Below are 18,197 nucleotides of genomic sequence, written 5' to 3' on the forward strand. Positions count from 1 at the left end.
TCGGTTCCGACGCTAGGAACCCCGGACCCGGCGGTCGTCCTGCCGCGAGACGAGCCGCGCCGCTCCTCGAGGAGGACGGGCGCCTCCTGCGGAAGGAGGACGGCCCGGTCACCCGCCCCGGCGTACCGTCGAACCGTGACCCGCAGGAGCTGGTCCTTCGACATCGCGCTCGCGCTCGCCGTCGGCGTGCTGGGGCAGCTCGAGGCGTGGTGGGGCGTCGGCGCGACGCACCGCCAGGGTCCGTTGTGGGCGCAGGCGACGCTGTACGCCGTCACGGCTGCGCTCCTGGTCGTGCGGCGGGTCCACCCGCTCGGTTGCCTGGTCGCGATCGTGGTGGTGAGCGCGGTCGAGTTCGCGGTCTTCGGGTCGCCCGAGGGCACCGCCGTCGCGCTGTCGATGCTCGTCGCCGGGTACACCGTGGGGCGGCGGCTCCCCGCCCGCCGCGCCTGGGCGGCTCCCGTGCTCGGCGTCGTCTTCTGGGCCGCCTGGTCCGTGTTCGACCCGGTGAACGACGGTGCCGCGGCCCCGGAACGGCTGGGCACGATGGTGTGGATGTCGCCGTTCGTCATCGCCTGGCTCGTCGGCGTCCTGCTGCGCCTGTCGGCGACCAACGCCGAGCAGCGTCGCGCGTCGCGCCGGCAGCAGGAGGCGCAGGCGGTCGCCGAGGAGCGCAACCGGATCGCCCGTGAGCTGCACGACGTGCTCGGGCACTCCGTCAGCGTCATGACCGTGCAGGCGTCCGCCGTGCGACGGCGGCTGACGGCGGACCAGGCCGTCGAGCGGCAGGCGCTGGAGACGGTGGAGGCCGTCGGTCGGGGGGCACTCACCGAGATGCGGCGGATGGTCAGCGCGCTGCGCCAGGCGGACGACAGCACGCTCCTGGCCCCCGCGCCGGGCCTGGACCAGGTCGACGGGCTGGCGGAGCAGTTCCGGACGGCCGGACTGCCCGTCGAGGTCAGCGTCAGCGGCACGCCGCGCGCGCTGGCACCGGCGCTGGACCTCACGGCGTACCGCATCGTGCAGGAGGGCCTGACGAACGCGCTCCGTCACGCCGACCGTCCGAACCGCGCCGAGGTCACCCTGCGCTACGCGACCGACCACATCCAGGTCGCGGTGCGCGACGACGGTCGTGGCGCCGCCCCGGCGGAGCAGGCCCCGCCGGGCAGCGGCCTTCTCGGCATGCGGGAGCGCGTCGCGGTCTTCGGTGGCTCGCTCGTGGCCAGGGCCCGGCCCGGCGGCGGCTTCGAGCTGGTCGCGTCCCTGCCTCTGGACCCGGCATGAGCGCGGCGACCGGGACGGCGGGCGCCGAGCGGATCGACGTGCTGATCGTCGACGACCAGGCGCTCGTCCGCACCGGCTTCCGGCTCGTCCTCGAGATCGAGCCCGACCTCCGCGTCGTCGGCGAGGCGGCCGACGGCGAGGCCGCCGTGGCTCGGGCGGCCGAGCTCCAGCCCGACGTCGTGCTGATGGACGTGCGCATGCCGGGCGTCGACGGGATCGAGGCGACCCGGCGACTGACCGCCGGCGGGAACGCCCCGCGCGTCGTCATGCTGACGACGTTCGACATGGACGAGTACGTCTACGACGCGCTCCGCGCCGGGGCGAGCGGCTTCCTGCTCAAGGACACCGAGCCGGAGCTCCTCGTCGCAGGGCTCCGGGCCGTCCACCGCGGCGAGGCGCTCCTCGGCCCGACCGTGGTGCGGCGCCTGATCGAGTCCTACCTCGAGCGTCCTCGGGCCGTCGACGAGGACAGCACGGCCGCAGCGCTCGCCCGGCTGACCGAGCGCGAGCGGGAGACCTTGCGGCTGCTGGCCGAGGGGCTCACCAACGCGGAGATCGCGCAGCGCCTCTACGTCGCGGAGACCACGGTGAAGACGCACGTCGGCCGAGTCCTGATGAAGCTGGACCTGCGCGACCGGGTCCACGCCGTCATCTACGCGTACGAGACGGGGCTGGTGACCGGACCGAGCCGCTGAGCTCTGGCAACGCCGCCCCTTGTTGTCGGACCCGGGGCGGGTCGATGCTGATGGTGACAGGCCTCGGCCCCCGCGGCCGGGGTCATGTCCGGGCACTGCCCATCGGGACGGCGCCCACGGGTCGACCGAGAGGCAGCTGCCATGCGCCCGAACGAGCTCGACGTGACGCTCCACCTGGACCAGGTGCTCGTCAACAAGACCGAGGACAGCGGCGGCGACGATCCGTACCTGTGGGTCCTCGGCTTCAAGGTCGACGCGGACACGATCGGGCCCCCGGCGGTGGGCACGCTCGTGCCGACCATCGGTGTCCGGACCGTCGTCGGGCCCCCCTCGCTCCCGTGGCTGGTGGGACCGGGCTCGGTGAACGCCGGCCCGACGCCGCTGACCATCCCCGCCACCCTGGGCACGCGCAGCCTGCGCCTGCGGCCTGCGCTCATCGAGGGCGCCGGGTGGTTCGACGGCCTGGCGGGGATCGTGGCCCTGGTCTGGGACCAGGACGCGTTCGCCCCCTCGACGTCGGAGGCGGGGCACGCGGCATTCAACGCGGCCTTCGGCCCGGCGCTGGCCCACGAGCTCCAGACGCTCCTCCAGGGCGACCCCGGGTATGACGCCGCGCTCAACACCGATGCGGCCGGGAACCCGCTCCCGGACCCGCCCGAGGGGTTCGGCCTGCCGTTCCGGATCAGGCGGATGGCGGACCCGGCCGGGTTGAGCAACGCCGTCCGCGAGCTCACCCGGCGGGTCAAGGGCGCGATCCGCGGGCCGATCAGGTCCGCGCTCACCGACGCGGCCGGCTGGGACGAGATCATCGACCCGGACGACCTGCTCGGTGCTGACGCTGCGGTCTTCACCGGACGCCAGCTCTCGGCCAGCCAGCAGTCGATCGTGCTCCGCTACACCGACGACGAGGCCGACTACGAGATCCGGGGCGGGGCCCGCGCGACCCGGGTGCGCCAGCACCGGCTCGCGTCGTCGGTCATCTCGCTGACCTCGACCTATGCCGACAGCGCCAGCGTGACGACGCGCGTGTGCTGGTTCCCGGAGCGCACCTACGTCGCCACCGCGACCCGCCTGACCAGCACGACGCGCCTGCAGGTCCTCAACATCGGGAACGCGGCGCCGGTGGAGGTGCGGTGGTTCCTCGACGAGACGCCCCTGCCGGCGCCCACCGGTGCGGTGCCGGTGCAGCTGAGCGGCGTCGCCGCCATCACGGGCGGTCCCGGCAAGCCGTTGGCCGACGCCTTCCCCGGCGGACCGGGCACCCTGGCGTACTCCTGCTCGGGCACGACGCTGGACCTCAGCAACGCCGCCGGCGACGGGGTGTGGTCGGGCACGGTGCGGGCGATCCTCGCCTACGCCGGCGACCCGCCCCTCATCCCGCCCTTCCCGGCCTCGTCGCAGGACATCTGGGACCGCGGCTACGAGCTCGTCGAGGACCTGAGCATCGTCACGGTCGAGGTCCGGATGGACTCGCAGTACGTCGCGGACGTGAAGCGGTGCCTGGGAACGGTCAAGGACATCGACCTGAAGCGGATCCCCGTCGTCCTCGGACCCCGCATCGACCTGGGCGACCCGCACCCGAACTGGTCGGTCCTCCAGGAGGTCGCGCGCGAGCAGGACCTGTTCGCCTCCCTCGTCGAGCGCACCCGCGAGGAGGTCCGCGGCGGGATCGCCTCGCGCCTGTCGGCCGAGCAGCTCCGGACCCTCGACACCCTGCGCGTCGAAGGGCTGCTCACCGGCGAGGAGGTGGCGACCATCCGGGCACGGGCCGCGGTCCGCTGACGTCTCGCCCTCGAACCGGTGCGTTCGTGAGGCGGCCGGTGAGCAGGAGCGTCACGGCGCCTCGGGTGCCGCGCCGGCGTCCCGTCCCCGGCGTCCGCCGGTGAGCCTCGCCAACGGATCGGCGAGGAACAGCAGCAGCAGCCAGAACATCCCGACGCGCGGGGCCACCACCGCGAGCACGAGCGCGACCAGCAGCAGCCCGAGCGCCACGGCCCCGTTGCGCAGCGTGAGCGAGCCGCGGACCTCCGCGCGCTGGAGCTCGGGCTCACGGACGGCCAGCCACTCGATGAGCAGGATGCTGCCGGTCGTCACGATCATCGTCGAGATGTACAGCGCGTTGACGGCGGGGACGTCGGTGCCGTCGTCGGCCAGGAGCTGCGTGGTGAACGGGATGAGCACGATGCTCGCGAGCCACAGGAAGTTGGCCCACAGCATCGCCCGGGAGTAGTCCTGGAGGTGCTCGAAGACCCGGTGGTGCCCCACCCAGAAGCTGGCGATGACCACGAAGCTGATGGCGAACGCGAGGAAGGTCCCGGCCTCCTGCGTGAGCAGCTCGGCCACCGTGCGCTGCTCCCCGTCCGTGACGACGTCGACCAGCGGCAGCACGAGCAGCGTGATCGCGATGGCCACCGCCGCGTCGGTGAAGTTGACGAGACGGTCAAGGCCTCGGTCCGTGCGCACGCTCGCCATCGCCGCCCCCCCTGCGTCGTCCCCAGCCTAGGAAGGTGGGCGCGGCACGGCGCGGCGTGGGCGACGGCGGGGCGCGGTCACGTCTCAACCCCGGCCGGCCGGGGCCGATGGATCGTGCGAAGACATGACCGGATGATCGAGTCGACGACGGTTCCCCTCTCACCGCTCGACGCCACGCACGATTCCCCCGAACCAAGGAGGTCGACACCGTGCGTCGAACCCTCAGCGTCGCGCTCCTGGCACTCGTCCTGACCGGCGCCTTGACGGCCTGCGGCACGAGTGGGACGCCCCCGTCGTCCGGGACTCCAGCGGCGACGCCCACCCCGTCCGAGACCGCCACACCGACAGCAGCCGATGTCGAGCTCCCTGACGAGCTCGCACTGCTCGGCGTGACCGAGGTCGACACTCCCGACGGCACGCCGTACGCCCGTGTCACCCTGGCAGCGGACCACCCGGCGCTCACGATCGACGAGACGAAGGTCGACCCTGCGGTCCTCGAGGCCGGGTACACCCACGACCAGCTGGCCCAGATCACCTCCGTCGGCGCGCTGTGGGTCGTCGAAGAGGGGGTCGACTCGATCCTGGTCGATTCCGTCCGCGTCGACGAGTGGGCTGCTGCGAACATGCACCGGTACATGGAGAGCAGCCGCCCCGACGTCCTCGAAGCGCTGGACGAACGCACCGAGGGAAAGGCGCTCAGCGCCCTCGTCGACAACGACGTCCTGGGCAAGCGCGCGGAACGCGGCTACGCCCTGGCGTACGAGCCTGGGGCTGCCAGGATCCAGAGGTTCCACATGGCCGCCGGTGAGCACACCCTGGCCCCGAACGGTGACCCTGCCGTGACGTTCACGGGATTCCTCGTTCGCCTCACGAACGCGCCCGGAGGGCAGCTCGAAGGCTCGATTCTGTGCTTCGAGCAGGCAGTCGCCTTCGCCGACGTCGACGGGCAGTGGCTCATGTCGAGCTGGCGCAACAGCTTCGTCTACGCCGACCGTGCCGTGTGCGCCGAACGCGGCTACGACGACCGCTGGGGACCCATCAGCTGAACCAGCCGGACTCCGCGCGTCCCTGGATCGCGCTGACGCCCCGGATCCGGCGCGATGGTCTTGACCCTCATGTGGGTCGAGGGCCCACAGTGGGCGCGTGCACGACGACCTGCTCAGCATCGGCGCCCTGGCCCGCGCCGGCGGCCTACCCGTCTCCGCCCTACGGTTCTACGACGCCGCCGGGGTGCTCCGCCCGGCGCACGTCGACCCGGTCACGGGCTACCGCTGGTACACCTCGGCCCAGGTCCACACGGCACGGCTGATCGCTGACCTGCGGCGGGCAGGGCTGCCCATCGTCGACCTGGTCGCCGTCCTCGAGGCCCCGCACGAGGCGCACGACGTCCTGGCCCGGCATCGTCGCCGGCTCGAGGAGGACATGACCGCGGCGGCCGCGCACCTCGATGCGGCGCAGAGCATCCTGGATCAGCCCGGTCGCTGCTCGATCGCTGCCGAGGACCTTCGCGCGGCGATCGCCGCCGTCCGGCACGCGGTCGGCGCCGACACGGCCTGGCCGGGGCTCGCCGGCGTCCTGCTCCATCTCGACGGGACCGCGCTGCGCCTCGTCGCCGGCGACCGGTCCCGCATCGCGGTCTCGACGGTGCCGGCGCGGCAGCCCTCCGGCCCCCAGACGCGCGTCGTCGCGTCACTCGCGTTCCTCGACGAGATCGCGGCGGGACCGCTGCCGGACGTCGGGCCGGTCGTTCTCGGCCCCCGCGTCCTCGAGGTCCTGGGTCGGCAGACCGAGCCGCTCGACGCGGCGTTCCCGGACTACCAGCAGCTCCTGCGCTCCAGCAGGCCGGGCGCGACCGTCGCGTCCGACGAGCTGGCCGAGAGCGTCGAAGGGGCCGGCGACATCGTCGTCCTGCGGCTCGACGGAGACCGAGTCGGTGTCACGCCCCCGCGCGACGGAGACGCGTTCGGCTTCTCGCGGACGTTCCTTCTCGACGCGGTTCGCGCCGCACGAGCGGAGACCGTCGCCCTGGCGCTCGACGAGCGGTCCGCCCTGAGTCTGACCCCGGCAGATCGCCCGGACCACGTCGGCCTCATGATGCCGATCCGCCTGCACACCTGATCCGACGAGTACCCCGCCGCCCGCCGACGGCCAACGCCGCGCACGCAGCCAGGCCCACCGCCGTCGCGCAGAGCGCCCAGCCCGGCGACGCGTGCTGGGCGAGGGCCCCGAGGATCATGGTCGTCGCCATCACCGGCACAAGCTGAACCAACCCCACGATCGCCTGCACCCGCGCGAGGTGCGTCCGGGGTGCGCTGCCGAGCACCAGCGGGGCCAACCGCGCGACGAACGCCCCGTTCCCGAACCCGAAGACCAGCGCGCCGGCGACGGCGACCGCTACCGCCCGGGGACCCTCGAGCGCCGCACCGCCCGCAAGAACGAGAGCCCCCACCGCACTCGCCGCGAGCCCGCTCGCCCCGGCAGCCACTCCCACCCGCGGAGCCAGCCGCCGACGTCGCGCCGTCAGGAGCGCCGCGCTGATCACCCCGGCACCCACCGCGCCGGCCACCACGCCGGTCGGACCCGCCCCCCAGCCCGTCGCCCGGCCGAGCAGCGGCACGAGAAGAGCCGGGACCGGCAGCATGAGCGCTGCGCCCGCGCCGGCAAGGAGGAGCGCGTCCCGCAAGCCCGGTGTTCGGGCCACGACGCGAAAGCCGTCGACCAGGTCGAGTCGCCCGCCGTGCGGCCCACCGACAGGCCGCGCGTCCGGCGACGAGCCGGGCATGTCCTGGACCGCGATGAGGACGCACAGCCCGACGCCCAGCAGCACCGCATCCCACCAGGCGATCGCCGGAAGCCCCACGGCGCCGACCAGGAGGCCACCCAGCGGCGCAGCGGCCATCAGCACGGCCTGGCTCAAGCCCTGCCGCAGCGCAAGGGCACGGGTCAGCTGGTCGTCCGGGACCAGGCGGCGCGGCTGCGAGCCCGCAGCCGGGAGGCAGAACGCGGTCACCGTGCCGAGCGCCAACGACGACGCCATGAGCAACCAGGCCGGCGACCCGAACCGCGCGAGCGCCAGAGCCAGGACGGCGGTCAGCATGAGCAGCACGGCCTCGCCGACAATGAGGATCCGGCGCGCGCCCACACGGTCGGCGACGGCCCCTCCCACGACCAGCAGGACCACGCGGGGCAGCGCGCTGAGCGTCAGGACCACGGCCGCCGTCGAGCCACCAAGTCCAGAGGCTGCCCATCCGAGGGCGAACATCAGCACGGCATCACCGAGCCGCGAGACGGTGAAGCCGCCGACCCAGGCGAGGTAGGAGCGGGGCAGCGCCCGCGGCGATGCATCAGCAACGGTCATGGCGGAACGCTCACGCCTCGACCTGGTCGAGGGTCAAGAGCAGAGGGCTCGAGCGACCTGCCGTGCCCGGCCAGCCGACCCCGAGGCGGGTCGAGCTATCCGCCGAGGTGCTGCTGCAGCGCCGCGGCGAGGAAGTCGTCGACCGCCTGGTGGTACCGGCCGGGCTGGTCGCGCCGGACGCAGTGACCCGAGTCCGGGACGACGACCGTCCGGACACGCGGGTTGTGCAGGAGCTCGGGGCGGGGTGCCATCTCCGATGTCGGAGGAACGACGAGCAGAGTCGGTACCTCCAGGTCGTTGAACAGCTCCTCCCACGCGGCGTCGCCGAGCGACAGGCCCTGTCGGATGTACTCGCGGTCCACGGCAGGCTTGCAGGCGGCCCACGCCTCGACCTCGCGCCGGCTCCACGTCGTCTCGGCCAGCATCCCCTCGACACGCTCGGGGTGGCGGGCGGGGTCGCTCATGGAGTCCAGGAAGGCGTCGTTCGCCGCGACGAAGTCCTCGTCGGGGGCGCCGTCCGTGGGCCGGGCCGGATCTTCGAGCACCAGGGCCCACACCTTCTCGGGGCGCGCCAGCGCCGTACGGAGCGCCAGCAGACCGCCGAGCGAGTGCCCCACCAGGGCGGCCGGCGCGGCCAGCGCATCGACGATGGCGACGACGTCGGCGAGGAGGACGTCGTGGGACCTCACCAGCTCGTCCTGCGTCAGGCGCGGCGAGCGCCCGTGGCCCCGAAGATCCGGCGCGTGGATGTCCCATCGAGCACCCCAGTGGCTCACCAGGTCCGGCCAGGCCGTCCCCGCCTCGGTCAGCCCGTGCAGCAGCACGACGGGCGGGGTGTCGGGGTCTCCGTAGCGGTGGATCGTGAGGGGCAGCACCGACGCCTCCGCCTGCAGTGCGCCGTCCCGGGAATCGGGACGAGCCGGGCCGTCACCCTATCCGGGCCGCGCCGCCAGAACGCTCGTCGCGATGCGGCTCGGACCGTTGAGCCCCGACGAGGGAGGAGTCGTTGGCCCTGACCTCAGCCCGATCAGGTGCCGCGGGCGGGCGGCGGCTCGAACACGACCCGGTCTCGGTCGGGGTCGTAGCGCGGTGCGAGCACGCCCGCCTCGTCGGAGAGGGGCTCCGCGCCCACCATGCTCAGACGGGTTCCGCGTACCAGGATTGCCTCGAGCGCCTCGACGTCGACGGGGGTCGCGCCCTCCAGGGTGATGTCGGTGTGCAGGCGGTGGATGGCGCCGGTGTCCCGGTCCACCAGCGCCCGTTCGAGCACCTGGGCGGCGCGTGTGCTGGAGACCGAGTCGCGGCGGTCGTGCACGATCCCCGTGGCGGCGGTGGCCGCCCGCGATACCCGGATGTTGAACGTCAGCTCGCTGACGCCGTCCGCCCAGCGGGAGTTCGACGACCCGTACCGGTGAGAGCCCCACTGGTCGGCGGGGATCTCCTCGGTGATCCAGGCGTCCACCTCGGGCGGGATGAGGTTCTCCCGGGCCGGAAGCTCGGCCCGGAACGCGGACACCGCGATGGTCGCGACCACGTCAGTGGGCAGGAAACGCACCGTCGTCGACTTGTAGTAGTTGTCGGAGTCGGTGACCCCGGCGAGCCAGACGGTCCACAGCACACGTGACATCGGTGCCCCCTGCGGCCCCTCTCGCGTGCCTCTCACGCGGGGGTCGGCCGTCCACCCAGGTCTAGCAGGGCGCAACGTCGACCGCACCCCGATACGGCCGGGGACCGCGCGCGGAGCCGGCCTCGGGCACGACGTGCGCGTGGATGGTGCGCTTGCGCGCCGGACGAGGACGAGCTGGACCGCTCCCGCACGATCGCGAGAACCAGGCTGCCCGTCGACTGTCGAGATGCAGGACAGGTTGTCCTCGTGATCGCGGTGCGGGGCGGGTTCGACGTAGCGGCTCGGTCCAGACTGGGCGGCGCCGGTGTGCCGGGTCATGGATGGCGACGACGCCGACTAGGTCGAGAACCTCGTCGCCGGATGGCTGGCTCGCTGCCATCCGCTAGACGGCAGGGGTGGCGGGAGACGGGCTCCGTTCGGTCGACTGGCGGAGAGGCGTCCGCTGAGGGTGGAGGGGAAAGCGCACAAGCACGTCAGCGACGTGCTCCGACCACCAGGTGAGCGTCACCTCGTCCGCTGTCGCGCCGATCGGAAGTAGCTCCCGCAGCGCGGCAACGTCAGCCTCTGGAAGCGCCTCACCGATCGACAGGTGAGGGACGACCTCGTCGAACGCCCCGCCGTACGGTGGCCACTGCGGGAAGGCAGCGGCGAACATCTCCGTGAGTCGGATGAAGGGCTCGGCGGGATCGGGCGCCAGATACGTGAGCCCGCCCATGAAGTGACCCACCGCGGACAGCTCAAAGTCGAAGGCTAGAACCGGCTTCAGGACCTCACGGATGGTGCCCACGAGGTCATCATCGACGTCGCCCCGGTCGACGAACGGACCGAGCAAGGTGATGTGCGGACACACGGGCGCAGGCGTGAGGCGATGAGTGATCGACTCAAGCGCTGGTACGGGAACCTGAATCACCGTGTGCCCCACACCGATGAGTCTGCCCCTCTAGGACACTGCACTCCAGAGGCGACTCAGGGGTTGCTCCCGTGCTCCCAAGACCGCGACCTGCGCACGCGGCCTCTCCCATCGGTTCCTACAACGGCGCGCCATTCCCGAACTCGGTGAACGCCAGCACTACATGCCCGCGGGAGCCATGTCGACGAAGCGCGCGTACTGGCCCTGGAAGGCGACGACGAGCGTGTCCGTGGGCCCGTTGCGGTGTTTGGCGACGATGACGTCCGCCTCGCCGGCCCGGGGCGACTCGCGCTCGTAGGCGTCCTCTCGGTGCAGCAGGATGACGATGTCGGCGTCCTGCTCGATGGAGCCGGACTCGCGCAGGTCGCTCATCTGCGGCCGCTTGTCCGTGCGCTGCTCGGCGCCACGGTTGAGCTGCGAGATCGCGATGACCGGGACCCCGAGCTCCTTCGCGAGGAGCTTGAGCGCGCGCGAGAACTCCGAGACCTCCTGCTGGCGCGACTCCACGCGCTTGCCCGAGCTCATGAGCTGCAGGTAGTCGATGACGACGAGCTTGAGGTCGTGGCGCTGCTTGAGCCGCCGGCACTTGGCCCGGATCTCCATGAGCGACATGTTCGGCGAGTCGTCGATGAACAGGGGCGCCTGCGACAGGCGGCCCATGGTCGACGCGAGCTTCTGCCAGTCGTCGTCGCGCATGGTGCCCTTGCGCATGTTCTGCAGGGGCACGCGGGCCTCGGCGGCGAGCATGCGCATGGTGATCTCGTTGCGGCTCATCTCGAGGGAGAAGATCACCGACGTCATCTGGTGCTTGATCGACGCGGACCTGACTATATCTATGCCCATTGTTGACTTTCCGATGGCCGGACGCGCCGCAAGGACGATCATCTGGCCGGGGTGCAGACCGTTCGTGAGCTTGTCGAGCTCGATGAAGCCCGTGGGCACGCCCGTCATGCCGTCGCCGCGGTTGCCCGCGGCCTCGATCTCCTCCATCGTCCCGTTGATGATGTCGGCGATCGGGAGGTAGTCCTCGCTGGTCCGCTGCTCGGTGACCGCGTAGATCTCGCCCTGGGCGCTGTTGACGATCTCGTCGACGTCGCCGCCGTCGGTCGCGTAGCCGAGCTGGACGATGCGCGTGCCCGCCTCGACGAGGCGGCGCAGGACGGCGCGCTCGCGCACGATCCGTGCGTAGTACCCGGCGTTGGCCGCCGTCGGCACCATGGAGATGAGCGTGTGCAGGTAGGGCGCGCCGCCGATGCGGGAGATCTCGCCGCGCTTGGTCAGCTCCGCCGCGACCGTGACCGCGTCGGCCGGCTCGCCGCGGCCGTACAGGTCGAGGATCGCGTCGTAGACCAGCTCGTGCGCGGGACGGTAGAAGTCCATCCCCTTGATCTGCTCGACGACGTCGGCGATCGCGTCCTTCGAGAGCATCATGCCGCCGAGCACGCTCTGCTCCGCGGGGATGTCCTGCGGGGGGGTGCGGTCGAAGCCCGGGCCGCCCGCCGGCGCGCGCCGCAGTCCCTGCTCGAGCTCGTCGATGCTCACTCAGGCCGTCCGTTCCTGTGTCTCGGGCTGCCCTCGGCAGCGAAGCGGTCGCGCACGTGTCGAACTGATGTCCTATCGCGCGCCTCCGACACCACCGCTGGCGCCCGCGACGACCGACCTCGTCTGCTTCCCTCGCGAGGTTAGGCGCCGCCCCGGCGTGTCCCCAAAGACCGGGACCTCCGTCCTGTGGGCAGACCTGGGGACGCCCTGTGGACGCGGTGCCCAGCGGTTGTGCACAGGCCGGGGACAACACTGTGGACGACGTGGCAACCTTGGCGGGAAGTGCCGCTGAGCACTGCGTTCGTCATGCACCGACTGTGGACAGGAACTCGTTGGCCGACCGTTCACCAGATGGACAGACCGTCCCCCCAGTGGGTGGGACGCTCGACCGTCGGATCCTCTCGCTCGCCGTGCCGGCCCTCGGGGCACTGGTCGCCGAGCCGCTCTTCGTCCTCGTCGACTCGGCGGTCGTCGGCACGCTGGGCACCCCGCAGCTCGCCGGCCTCGCCCTCGCGGGCACGGTCCTGATGACCCTGGTGGGACTGTGCGTCTTCCTCGCGTACACGACCACCGCCGACGTCGCCCGCAACGTCGGCGCGGGCCGTCGCGCGCACGGACTGCGCCTCGGCGTCGAGGGCCTCTGGCTGGGCGCGGGCGTCGGGGCGCTGCTCGCCGTCGCGCTCCTCGCCACCGCCCCGGCCCTGGTGACCGCCCTCGGTGCCCCGGCCGACGTCGTGCCGCACGCGGTCGCATACCTGCGCTGGTCGGCGCCGGGCCTGCCGGGCATGCTCGTCGTCCTGGCCGCCACCGGCGTGCTCCGCGGGCTCCTCGACACCCGCACGCCGCTCGTCGTCGCGGCCACGGGCGCCGTCGTCAACGCGGTCCTCAGCGTCGTCCTCGTGCTGGTCCTCGGCCTCGGGGTCGCCGGGTCCGGGCTCGGGACCGCGGTCACGCAGCTCGGCATGGGAGCCGTCCTGGCCGCGGTCGTGGCACGCGGCGCCCGGCGCGAGGGCGTCCCGCTGCGACCGAGCGCCGCGGGCCTCGGCTCCGGGCTGCGCTCCGGGGCCCCGCTCGTGGTGCGCACGCTCTCGCTGCGGGCGGCGATCCTGCTGTCCGCGTGGGTCGCCGCGGGCCTCGGCACCGTCACGCTCGCCGGTCACCAGGTGGTGGCCGCGCTGTGGGGCTTCGCCGCCTTCGCGCTCGACGCCCTCGCGATCGCCGCCCAGGCGCTCGTCGGGCAGGCGCTCGGCGCGGCCGACGTCGACCGCGTGCGCCACGTCCTGCGGCGCACCCTGCAGTGGGGCGTCGCCGCGGGAGCCGCGCTGGGTGTCGTCCTCGGCGCCGCCGGGTGGTGGCTCGCGCCGCTGTTCACGCGCGACCCCGACGTGCGCCTCGCCGTGACCGTCGCGCTCGTCGTCGTCGCCGTGACCCTGCCCATGGCCGGCTGGGTCTTCGTCCTGGACGGCGTGCTCATCGGCGCCGGGGACGGCCGCTACCTCGCGCGCGTCGGCGTCGCCACGCTCGTGGTGTACGTCCCGGCCGCCCTGGCCGTGCGCTCGCTGGCCGAGGACGGCGTCTCCGGGCTCGCCTGGTCGTGGCTCGCCTTCGCCGGCGTGTTCATGGCGGCCCGTGCGGTGACCACCGGCCTGCGTGCCCGCGGGACGGCGTGGATGATCACGGGCGCCTAGGCCGCGCCGCCCGGCCGCTCCGGGCAGCAGCGAGGCCCGGCACCCTCGCGGGTACCGGGCCTCGACCGTCGGCGGATCAGACCTGCGGGACGACCCGCACGTCGATCTGCGCCGAGACGTCCTCGTGCAGGCGGACCTGCACCGTGTACGAGCCGACCGACTTGATCGGCTGGCCGATCTCGACCTTGCGCTTGTCGATCGACGGGCCACCGGCGGCCGTGACGGCCTCGGCGATGTCCGACGTCGTGACGGCGCCGAAGAGCCGGCCGGACGCGCCGGCCTTGACGGTGATCGTCACGGGCTTGGCGCGCAGCGAGTCCGCCACGGCCTTCGCCTCGTCGAGCGTGGCGATCTCGCGGGCCTTGCGGGCCTTGCGGATGCCGGCGATCTGCTTCTCCGCGCCCTTGGACCAGGCGGTCGCGAGGCCACGCGGCACGAGGAAGTTGCGGGCGTACCCGTCCTTCACCTCGACCACGTCACCGGGAGCGCCGAGGCCGGTGACCTCGTTCGTCAGGATGAGCTTTGCCATGGGTCAGCCTCTCTCAGCGAGCCGAGCTCGAGTACGGCAGCAGGGCCATCTCGCGCGCGTTCTTGACGGCCCGCGCGATCGCGCGCTGCTCCTGGACGGACACGCCGGTCACCCGACGGGCGCGGATCTTCCCGCGGTCGGAGATGAACTTGCGCAGCAGGGCCGTGTCCTTGTAGTCGACGACGTCGATCTTGGCGGCCTTGAGCGGGTTGGTCTTCTTCTTGGGCTTACGGACGACGGGCTTCGCCATCGTGGTGCTCCTTCAGTGATGGAGCCCGGATCCGCCTGGCCGTGAGGCCGCGCGACCCGGGATGGGGGTGAGTCTGGGTGTCAGAACGGGGGCTCGTCCGAGAACGAGCCGCCGGCCGACGGTGCGGGCGTGGCCCACGGGTCGTTGTCGAACCCGCCGCCGCCCTGGGAGCTGCCGCCCTGCGAGCCGCCACCACCGCCGCCGCCGAACCCGCCGCCACCGCCGCCCGAGCGCTGGGCCCGGGTGACCTTGGCGGACGCGTAGCGCAGCGACGGGCCGACCTCGTCGACCTGGAGCTCGACGACCGTGCGCTTCTCGCCCTCGCGGGTCTCGTAGGAGCGCTGGACGAGCCGGCCGGAGGCGATGACGCGCATGCCCTTGGTGAGGGACTCCGCGACGTTCTCGGCAGCCTCGCGCCAGATCGAGCAGCGCATGAACAGCGTGTCGCCGTCCTTCCACTCGTTGCTCTGGCGGTCGAACTGCCGGGGCGTCGACGCGATCGTGAAGTTCGCGACGGCGGCACCCGACGGGGTGAAGCGCAGCTCCGGGTCCCCCGTGAGGTTCCCGATCACCGTGATGACGGTGTCTCCAGCCATGCCAGCTCCCTGTCTCGGTGCGAACGGTGCGGTGCGGTCGTGGGCGGTGCGTGCGGCGCTGTGGGCTGCCGCGGTTGCCGTGGGGCTACGGCGCTGCCGAGCGGAGGCTCAGCGAGCGTCGGGGCGCAGGACCTTGGTGCGCAGCACGGCCTCGTTCAGGCCCAGCTGGCGGTCGAGCTCCTTGGCGGTCGCCGGCTCGGCGGTGAAGTCGACGACGGCGTAGATGCCCTCGGACTTCTTCTGGATCTCGTAGGCCAGGCGACGCCGGCCCCAGATGTCGACCTTGTCGATCGAGCCACCGGCCGTCGTGATGACGGACAGGTACTTGTCGAGCGAAGGGGCGACGGTGCGCTCCTCGATGTCGGGATCGAGGATGACCATCATCTCGTAACGACGCATGCGATAACCCACCTCCTGTGGTCTCAGCGGTCACGGTCTCTCCGTGACAGGAGGGTTGTGCGTCCAGCAGCGCGCCCGGCGCCGCGGTGATGGCACCGCGGGACTCCGGGCAGCAAGGGTCCATGCTACCGGCTGCCGCCCGCGGTCACGACCAGCCCGACGGCGCCTGTGGAGGACGTCCGGCTAGGGGTTGGCACCGCCGGGGTCGGGGACGGGAGGCGTGCCCGGACCGCCCGGCTGCTCCTCGCCGCCGCCGTCGTCCTCCCCGCCACCGTCGCCGCCGCCCGGGCCACCGCCGGCAGGCCGGCCGGTCGACACGACGATGCTCACGGTCGACCCGGGACCGGCCTCCGCGCCGCCGCCGGGGCTCTGGCTGATCACGGTGCCCGCGGGGACCGAGTCGCTCGGTGCCTCCGACACGGCGACCGTGAAGCCGGCGCCGCTGAGCGTCGCCTGAGCGGACTGCGCGCTCTGCCCGACGACGTTCGGGATCGCCGTCGTGCCCGGTCCGGCCGAGACGACGACGCTCACGGCGCCGCCCTGCTCGACCTCCGCGCCACCCCCGGGGCTCTGGCTGATCACGGTGCCCTCGGGGACCGTGGCGTCGTTGGCTCGCGAGACGTCGGCGCCCAGGCCGACCGCGGACAGCGCCGCCGTCGCCTCGCCCTCGCTCATGCCGACGACCGACGGGACCTCGACCATGGGAGGCGTGTTGGGCTCGCCGATGTCCGCCCGGCTCGGGAAGTCGAGCACCTCGCGGCCCTGCATCGCGTTCGTCATGTACGACGTCCACACGTCGAGCGGCACGGAGCCACCCGTGATGCTGCGGTAGCCGCCGAACGGGGTGATCTCGGCCTCGCCGGCGCCGTCGGGCGTCGGCTGGAAGAGCGCGACCGCCGTCGTGAGGTGGCGCGTGAAGCCGACGAACCAGGCCGACTTGTTGTCGGACGACGTGCCCGTCTTGCCCGCGACGGGGTGCCCGACCGCGCGCGCCTCCGTGGCCGTGCCGCCCCTGGCCTCGACGACCTGGGTCATCGCGTAGACCGTGTCGGCCATGACGTCGGTCGGGAACGCCTGGGTGCCCGCCGTCGCGCCGGTGTAGGCCTCGCGCCCGTCCGGGTAGGTCACGGAGCGGACGATGAAGGGCTGGTACCGCACGCCGTCCGCGGCGAACGTGTTGTAGGCCGAGGCCATCTCGAGCGGCGTGACCGACGCCGGGCCGAGCACGTTCGACGGCACGTCCTCGGTGAGGTGGTCGGGAGAGATGCCCGCCTCGCGCGCGACGCGGTTGGTCTCGGCGGGGCCCACCTCGACGTTCATCTGCGCGTAGACGGTGTTGACCGACTTCGCCGTCGCCTGGACGACGTCGATCCGGCCGTAGTCCGCGTCGCCGAAGTTCGTCACCGGGCGCTCGAAGCCCTCGACGCGCACGTCGTCGTTGCCGTCGTAGCGCGACTTCAGCGAGCCGCCGTTCTGCAGGTAGGCGGCGAGGGTGAACGGCTTGAACGTGGAGCCGGCCTGCGCGCGCGCCTGGGTCACGGAGTTCTGGCCCTGGCTGAGGTAGTCGGGCCCGCCGTACATCGCCACGATCGAGCCGTCCACCGGGTTGAGCGTCACCATGCCGATGCGCAGCTCCGGGGCGTGGTCCGCGGGCATCGCCGCGACGGCCTCCTGCATCATCGACTGCAGGCCGGGGTCGATCGTGGTGACGATCCGGTAGCCGTTCATGCGGAGCTCGTCCTCGGTGATCGCACCGCTGGCGATGATCTCCCGGCGGACCTGGTCCAGCAGGTAGCCCTGCGGACCCGCGAACGTGTCCGTCGGGGCGTACTCGATCGGCGTGGGCAGCACCTGGGCGTCGCGCTCCGCCTGCGTGAGGGCACCCGTCTCCACCATGCCGTCGAGCACGTAGTTCCAGCGCTGCTCCGCCTTGGCCGGGTCGACGCGCGGGTCCCAGTTGTTCGGCGACGGGATGATCCCGGCGATCATGGCGGCCTGCGACACGTCGAGGTCCGCGACGCCCACGCCGAAGTACGCGCGCGCCGCCTCCTGGATGCCGTAGGAGTCCCGGCCGAAGTAGATCGTGTTGAGGTAGTTGGACAGGATCTCGTCCTTGTCCTGCGCGCGGTCGAGCTTGATCGCCAGCAGCGCCTCGTTCAGCTTGCCCTTGTAGTCCGAGACGGTGGAGCCGACGTAGTAGCGCTCGGCGTACTGCTGGGTGATCGAGGAGCCGCCCTGCTGCTCGCCGCCGCGCAGGTTGTTCCACAGCGCGCGGACGATGCCTGCCGGGTTGATGCCGGGGTTGTCGTAGAAGGAGCGGTCCTCCGCCGCGACCACGGCGTCCTTCACGTGGTCCGGGATCTCCGCGCTGTCGACGATGGTCCGGTTCTGCTCCGCGAAGCGCCCCATCTCGGTCGCGTTGTCCGCGTACATGATCGTCGTGGTCTGCGCCTCGGCGAAGTCCGACGGCTCCGGGATCTCCGTCGTCGTGTAGAGGAAGACGAAGGCGCCGATGCCGAGGGCTACGAAGGTCAGGAACGTCCCGAGGACGAGGCGCCACGACGGCAGCCACCGCCGCACCCCGGTCTTGCCCTGGCGCGGGTAGTCCACGAGGCGACGTCGGCCGCCCGTCGCGCCGGCACCGCCGCCCGAGGCGCGGCGGGTGCCCGACGCGGGCCGGCGGCCGGCAGGGGCCGCGCTGCCCGCTGCCCCGCCGCTCGTCGTGCGGCGCGTGGGACCCGTCGCGCCACCGCGGCCGCCCGTCGCGCCGTAGGCACTGCGACGCGTGGGGCCGCTCTGCCCGGAGGGTCGGGACGAGCCGCGCGAGGGGGGAGTGCTGGCCGGTGCCAC

The 18,197-nt window shown here is 72.6% G+C and carries 17 protein-coding genes; 6 read left to right on the plus strand and 11 right to left on the minus strand.

Annotated features, from left to right (window positions below):
• The first annotated feature begins 135 nt into the window (after nt 1–135).
• From H2O74_RS16240 to H2O74_RS16250, 3 genes are all read left to right on the plus strand, one after another.
• Nucleotides 136–1,281, plus strand: coding sequence for a sensor histidine kinase (locus tag H2O74_RS16240; RefSeq protein ID WP_182112522.1), 1,146 nt, complete (start codon nt 136–138; stop codon nt 1,279–1,281).
• Nucleotides 1,278–1,976 (plus strand): response regulator transcription factor, encoded by a 699-nt coding sequence (locus tag H2O74_RS16245; RefSeq protein ID WP_182112523.1) that lies wholly within the window; start codon nt 1,278–1,280, stop codon nt 1,974–1,976. The genes H2O74_RS16240 and H2O74_RS16245 overlap by 4 nt, the downstream gene beginning before the upstream one ends.
• 141 nt (nt 1,977–2,117) lie before the next feature.
• Nucleotides 2,118–3,758, plus strand: coding sequence for a hypothetical protein (locus H2O74_RS16250; RefSeq protein ID WP_182112524.1), 1,641 nt, complete (start codon nt 2,118–2,120; stop codon nt 3,756–3,758).
• A 51-nt stretch (nt 3,759–3,809) separates the two neighbouring features.
• On the opposite strand, the gene H2O74_RS16255 is transcribed toward H2O74_RS16250, so the two are convergent.
• Entirely contained in the window at nt 3,810–4,439 is a 630-nt protein-coding gene (locus H2O74_RS16255) for a TMEM175 family protein (protein WP_182112525.1), read from the minus strand.
• Nucleotides 4,440–4,837: 398 nt separating this feature from the next.
• Between H2O74_RS16255 and H2O74_RS16260 the strand changes: the two genes are divergently transcribed.
• Together H2O74_RS16260 and H2O74_RS16265 are read left to right on the plus strand one after the other, a co-directional pair.
• Nucleotides 4,838–5,494 (plus strand): hypothetical protein, encoded by a 657-nt coding sequence (locus H2O74_RS16260; RefSeq protein WP_182112526.1) that lies wholly within the window; start codon nt 4,838–4,840, stop codon nt 5,492–5,494.
• Between the two features lie 97 nt (nt 5,495–5,591).
• Nucleotides 5,592–6,566: a MerR family transcriptional regulator gene (locus H2O74_RS16265; protein ID WP_182112527.1), complete on the plus strand. Its 975-nt coding sequence runs from the start codon at nt 5,592–5,594 to the stop codon at nt 6,564–6,566.
• On the opposite strand, the gene H2O74_RS16270 is transcribed toward H2O74_RS16265, so the two are convergent.
• The 5 genes from H2O74_RS16270 to dnaB form a co-directional block, all read right to left on the minus strand.
• The gene (locus tag H2O74_RS16270) at nt 6,538–7,806 is read right to left on the minus strand and encodes an MFS transporter (protein ID WP_182112528.1); all 1,269 of its coding nucleotides are present in this window, start codon (nt 7,804–7,806) and stop codon (nt 6,538–6,540) included. The genes H2O74_RS16265 and H2O74_RS16270 overlap by 29 nt on opposite strands.
• A 95-nt stretch (nt 7,807–7,901) precedes the next feature.
• Nucleotides 7,902–8,681: an alpha/beta fold hydrolase gene (locus H2O74_RS16275; protein ID WP_182112529.1), complete on the minus strand. Its 780-nt coding sequence runs from the start codon at nt 8,679–8,681 to the stop codon at nt 7,902–7,904.
• Nucleotides 8,682–8,833: 152 nt separating this feature from the next.
• Entirely contained in the window at nt 8,834–9,433 is a 600-nt protein-coding gene (locus H2O74_RS16280; protein ID WP_182112530.1) for a hypothetical protein, read from the minus strand.
• A gap of 382 nt (nt 9,434–9,815) precedes the next feature.
• Nucleotides 9,816–10,355 (minus strand): 2'-5' RNA ligase family protein, encoded by a 540-nt coding sequence (locus H2O74_RS16285; protein ID WP_182112531.1) that lies wholly within the window; start codon nt 10,353–10,355, stop codon nt 9,816–9,818.
• 147 nt (nt 10,356–10,502) lie between these two features.
• Nucleotides 10,503–11,885 (minus strand): replicative DNA helicase, encoded by a 1,383-nt coding sequence (gene dnaB, locus H2O74_RS16290; protein ID WP_182112532.1) that lies wholly within the window; start codon nt 11,883–11,885, stop codon nt 10,503–10,505.
• Nucleotides 11,886–12,256: 371 nt separating this feature from the next.
• On the opposite strand from dnaB, the gene H2O74_RS16295 reads away from it, so the two are divergent.
• Complete coding sequence (locus H2O74_RS16295) at nt 12,257–13,573, plus strand: MATE family efflux transporter (protein ID WP_255491689.1); 1,317 nt, start codon at nt 12,257–12,259, stop codon at nt 13,571–13,573.
• Between the two features lie 76 nt (nt 13,574–13,649).
• Here the strand turns inward: H2O74_RS16295 and rplI are convergent, their stop codons facing one another.
• From rplI to H2O74_RS16320, 5 genes are all read right to left on the minus strand, one after another.
• Entirely contained in the window at nt 13,650–14,102 is a 453-nt protein-coding gene (gene rplI, locus H2O74_RS16300; protein WP_182112534.1) for a 50S ribosomal protein L9, read from the minus strand.
• Between the two features lie 13 nt (nt 14,103–14,115).
• Nucleotides 14,116–14,352, minus strand: a complete 237-nt coding sequence (rpsR, locus tag H2O74_RS16305) for a 30S ribosomal protein S18 (RefSeq protein WP_034221340.1) — start codon at nt 14,350–14,352, stop codon at nt 14,116–14,118.
• Between the two features lie 80 nt (nt 14,353–14,432).
• Nucleotides 14,433–14,948, minus strand: a complete 516-nt coding sequence (locus H2O74_RS16310; protein ID WP_182112535.1) for a single-stranded DNA-binding protein — start codon at nt 14,946–14,948, stop codon at nt 14,433–14,435.
• Nucleotides 14,949–15,056: 108 nt separating this feature from the next.
• The gene (gene rpsF / locus H2O74_RS16315; protein ID WP_182112536.1) at nt 15,057–15,347 is read right to left on the minus strand and encodes a 30S ribosomal protein S6; all 291 of its coding nucleotides are present in this window, start codon (nt 15,345–15,347) and stop codon (nt 15,057–15,059) included.
• A gap of 183 nt (nt 15,348–15,530) precedes the next feature.
• Nucleotides 15,531–17,957: a transglycosylase domain-containing protein gene (locus H2O74_RS16320; protein WP_182112537.1), complete on the minus strand. Its 2,427-nt coding sequence runs from the start codon at nt 17,955–17,957 to the stop codon at nt 15,531–15,533.
• Nucleotides 17,958–18,197: the final 240 nt, after the last annotated feature.

The organism is Actinotalea sp. JY-7876, assembly GCF_014042015.1.
Lineage (GTDB): Bacteria > Actinomycetota > Actinomycetes > Actinomycetales > Cellulomonadaceae > Actinotalea.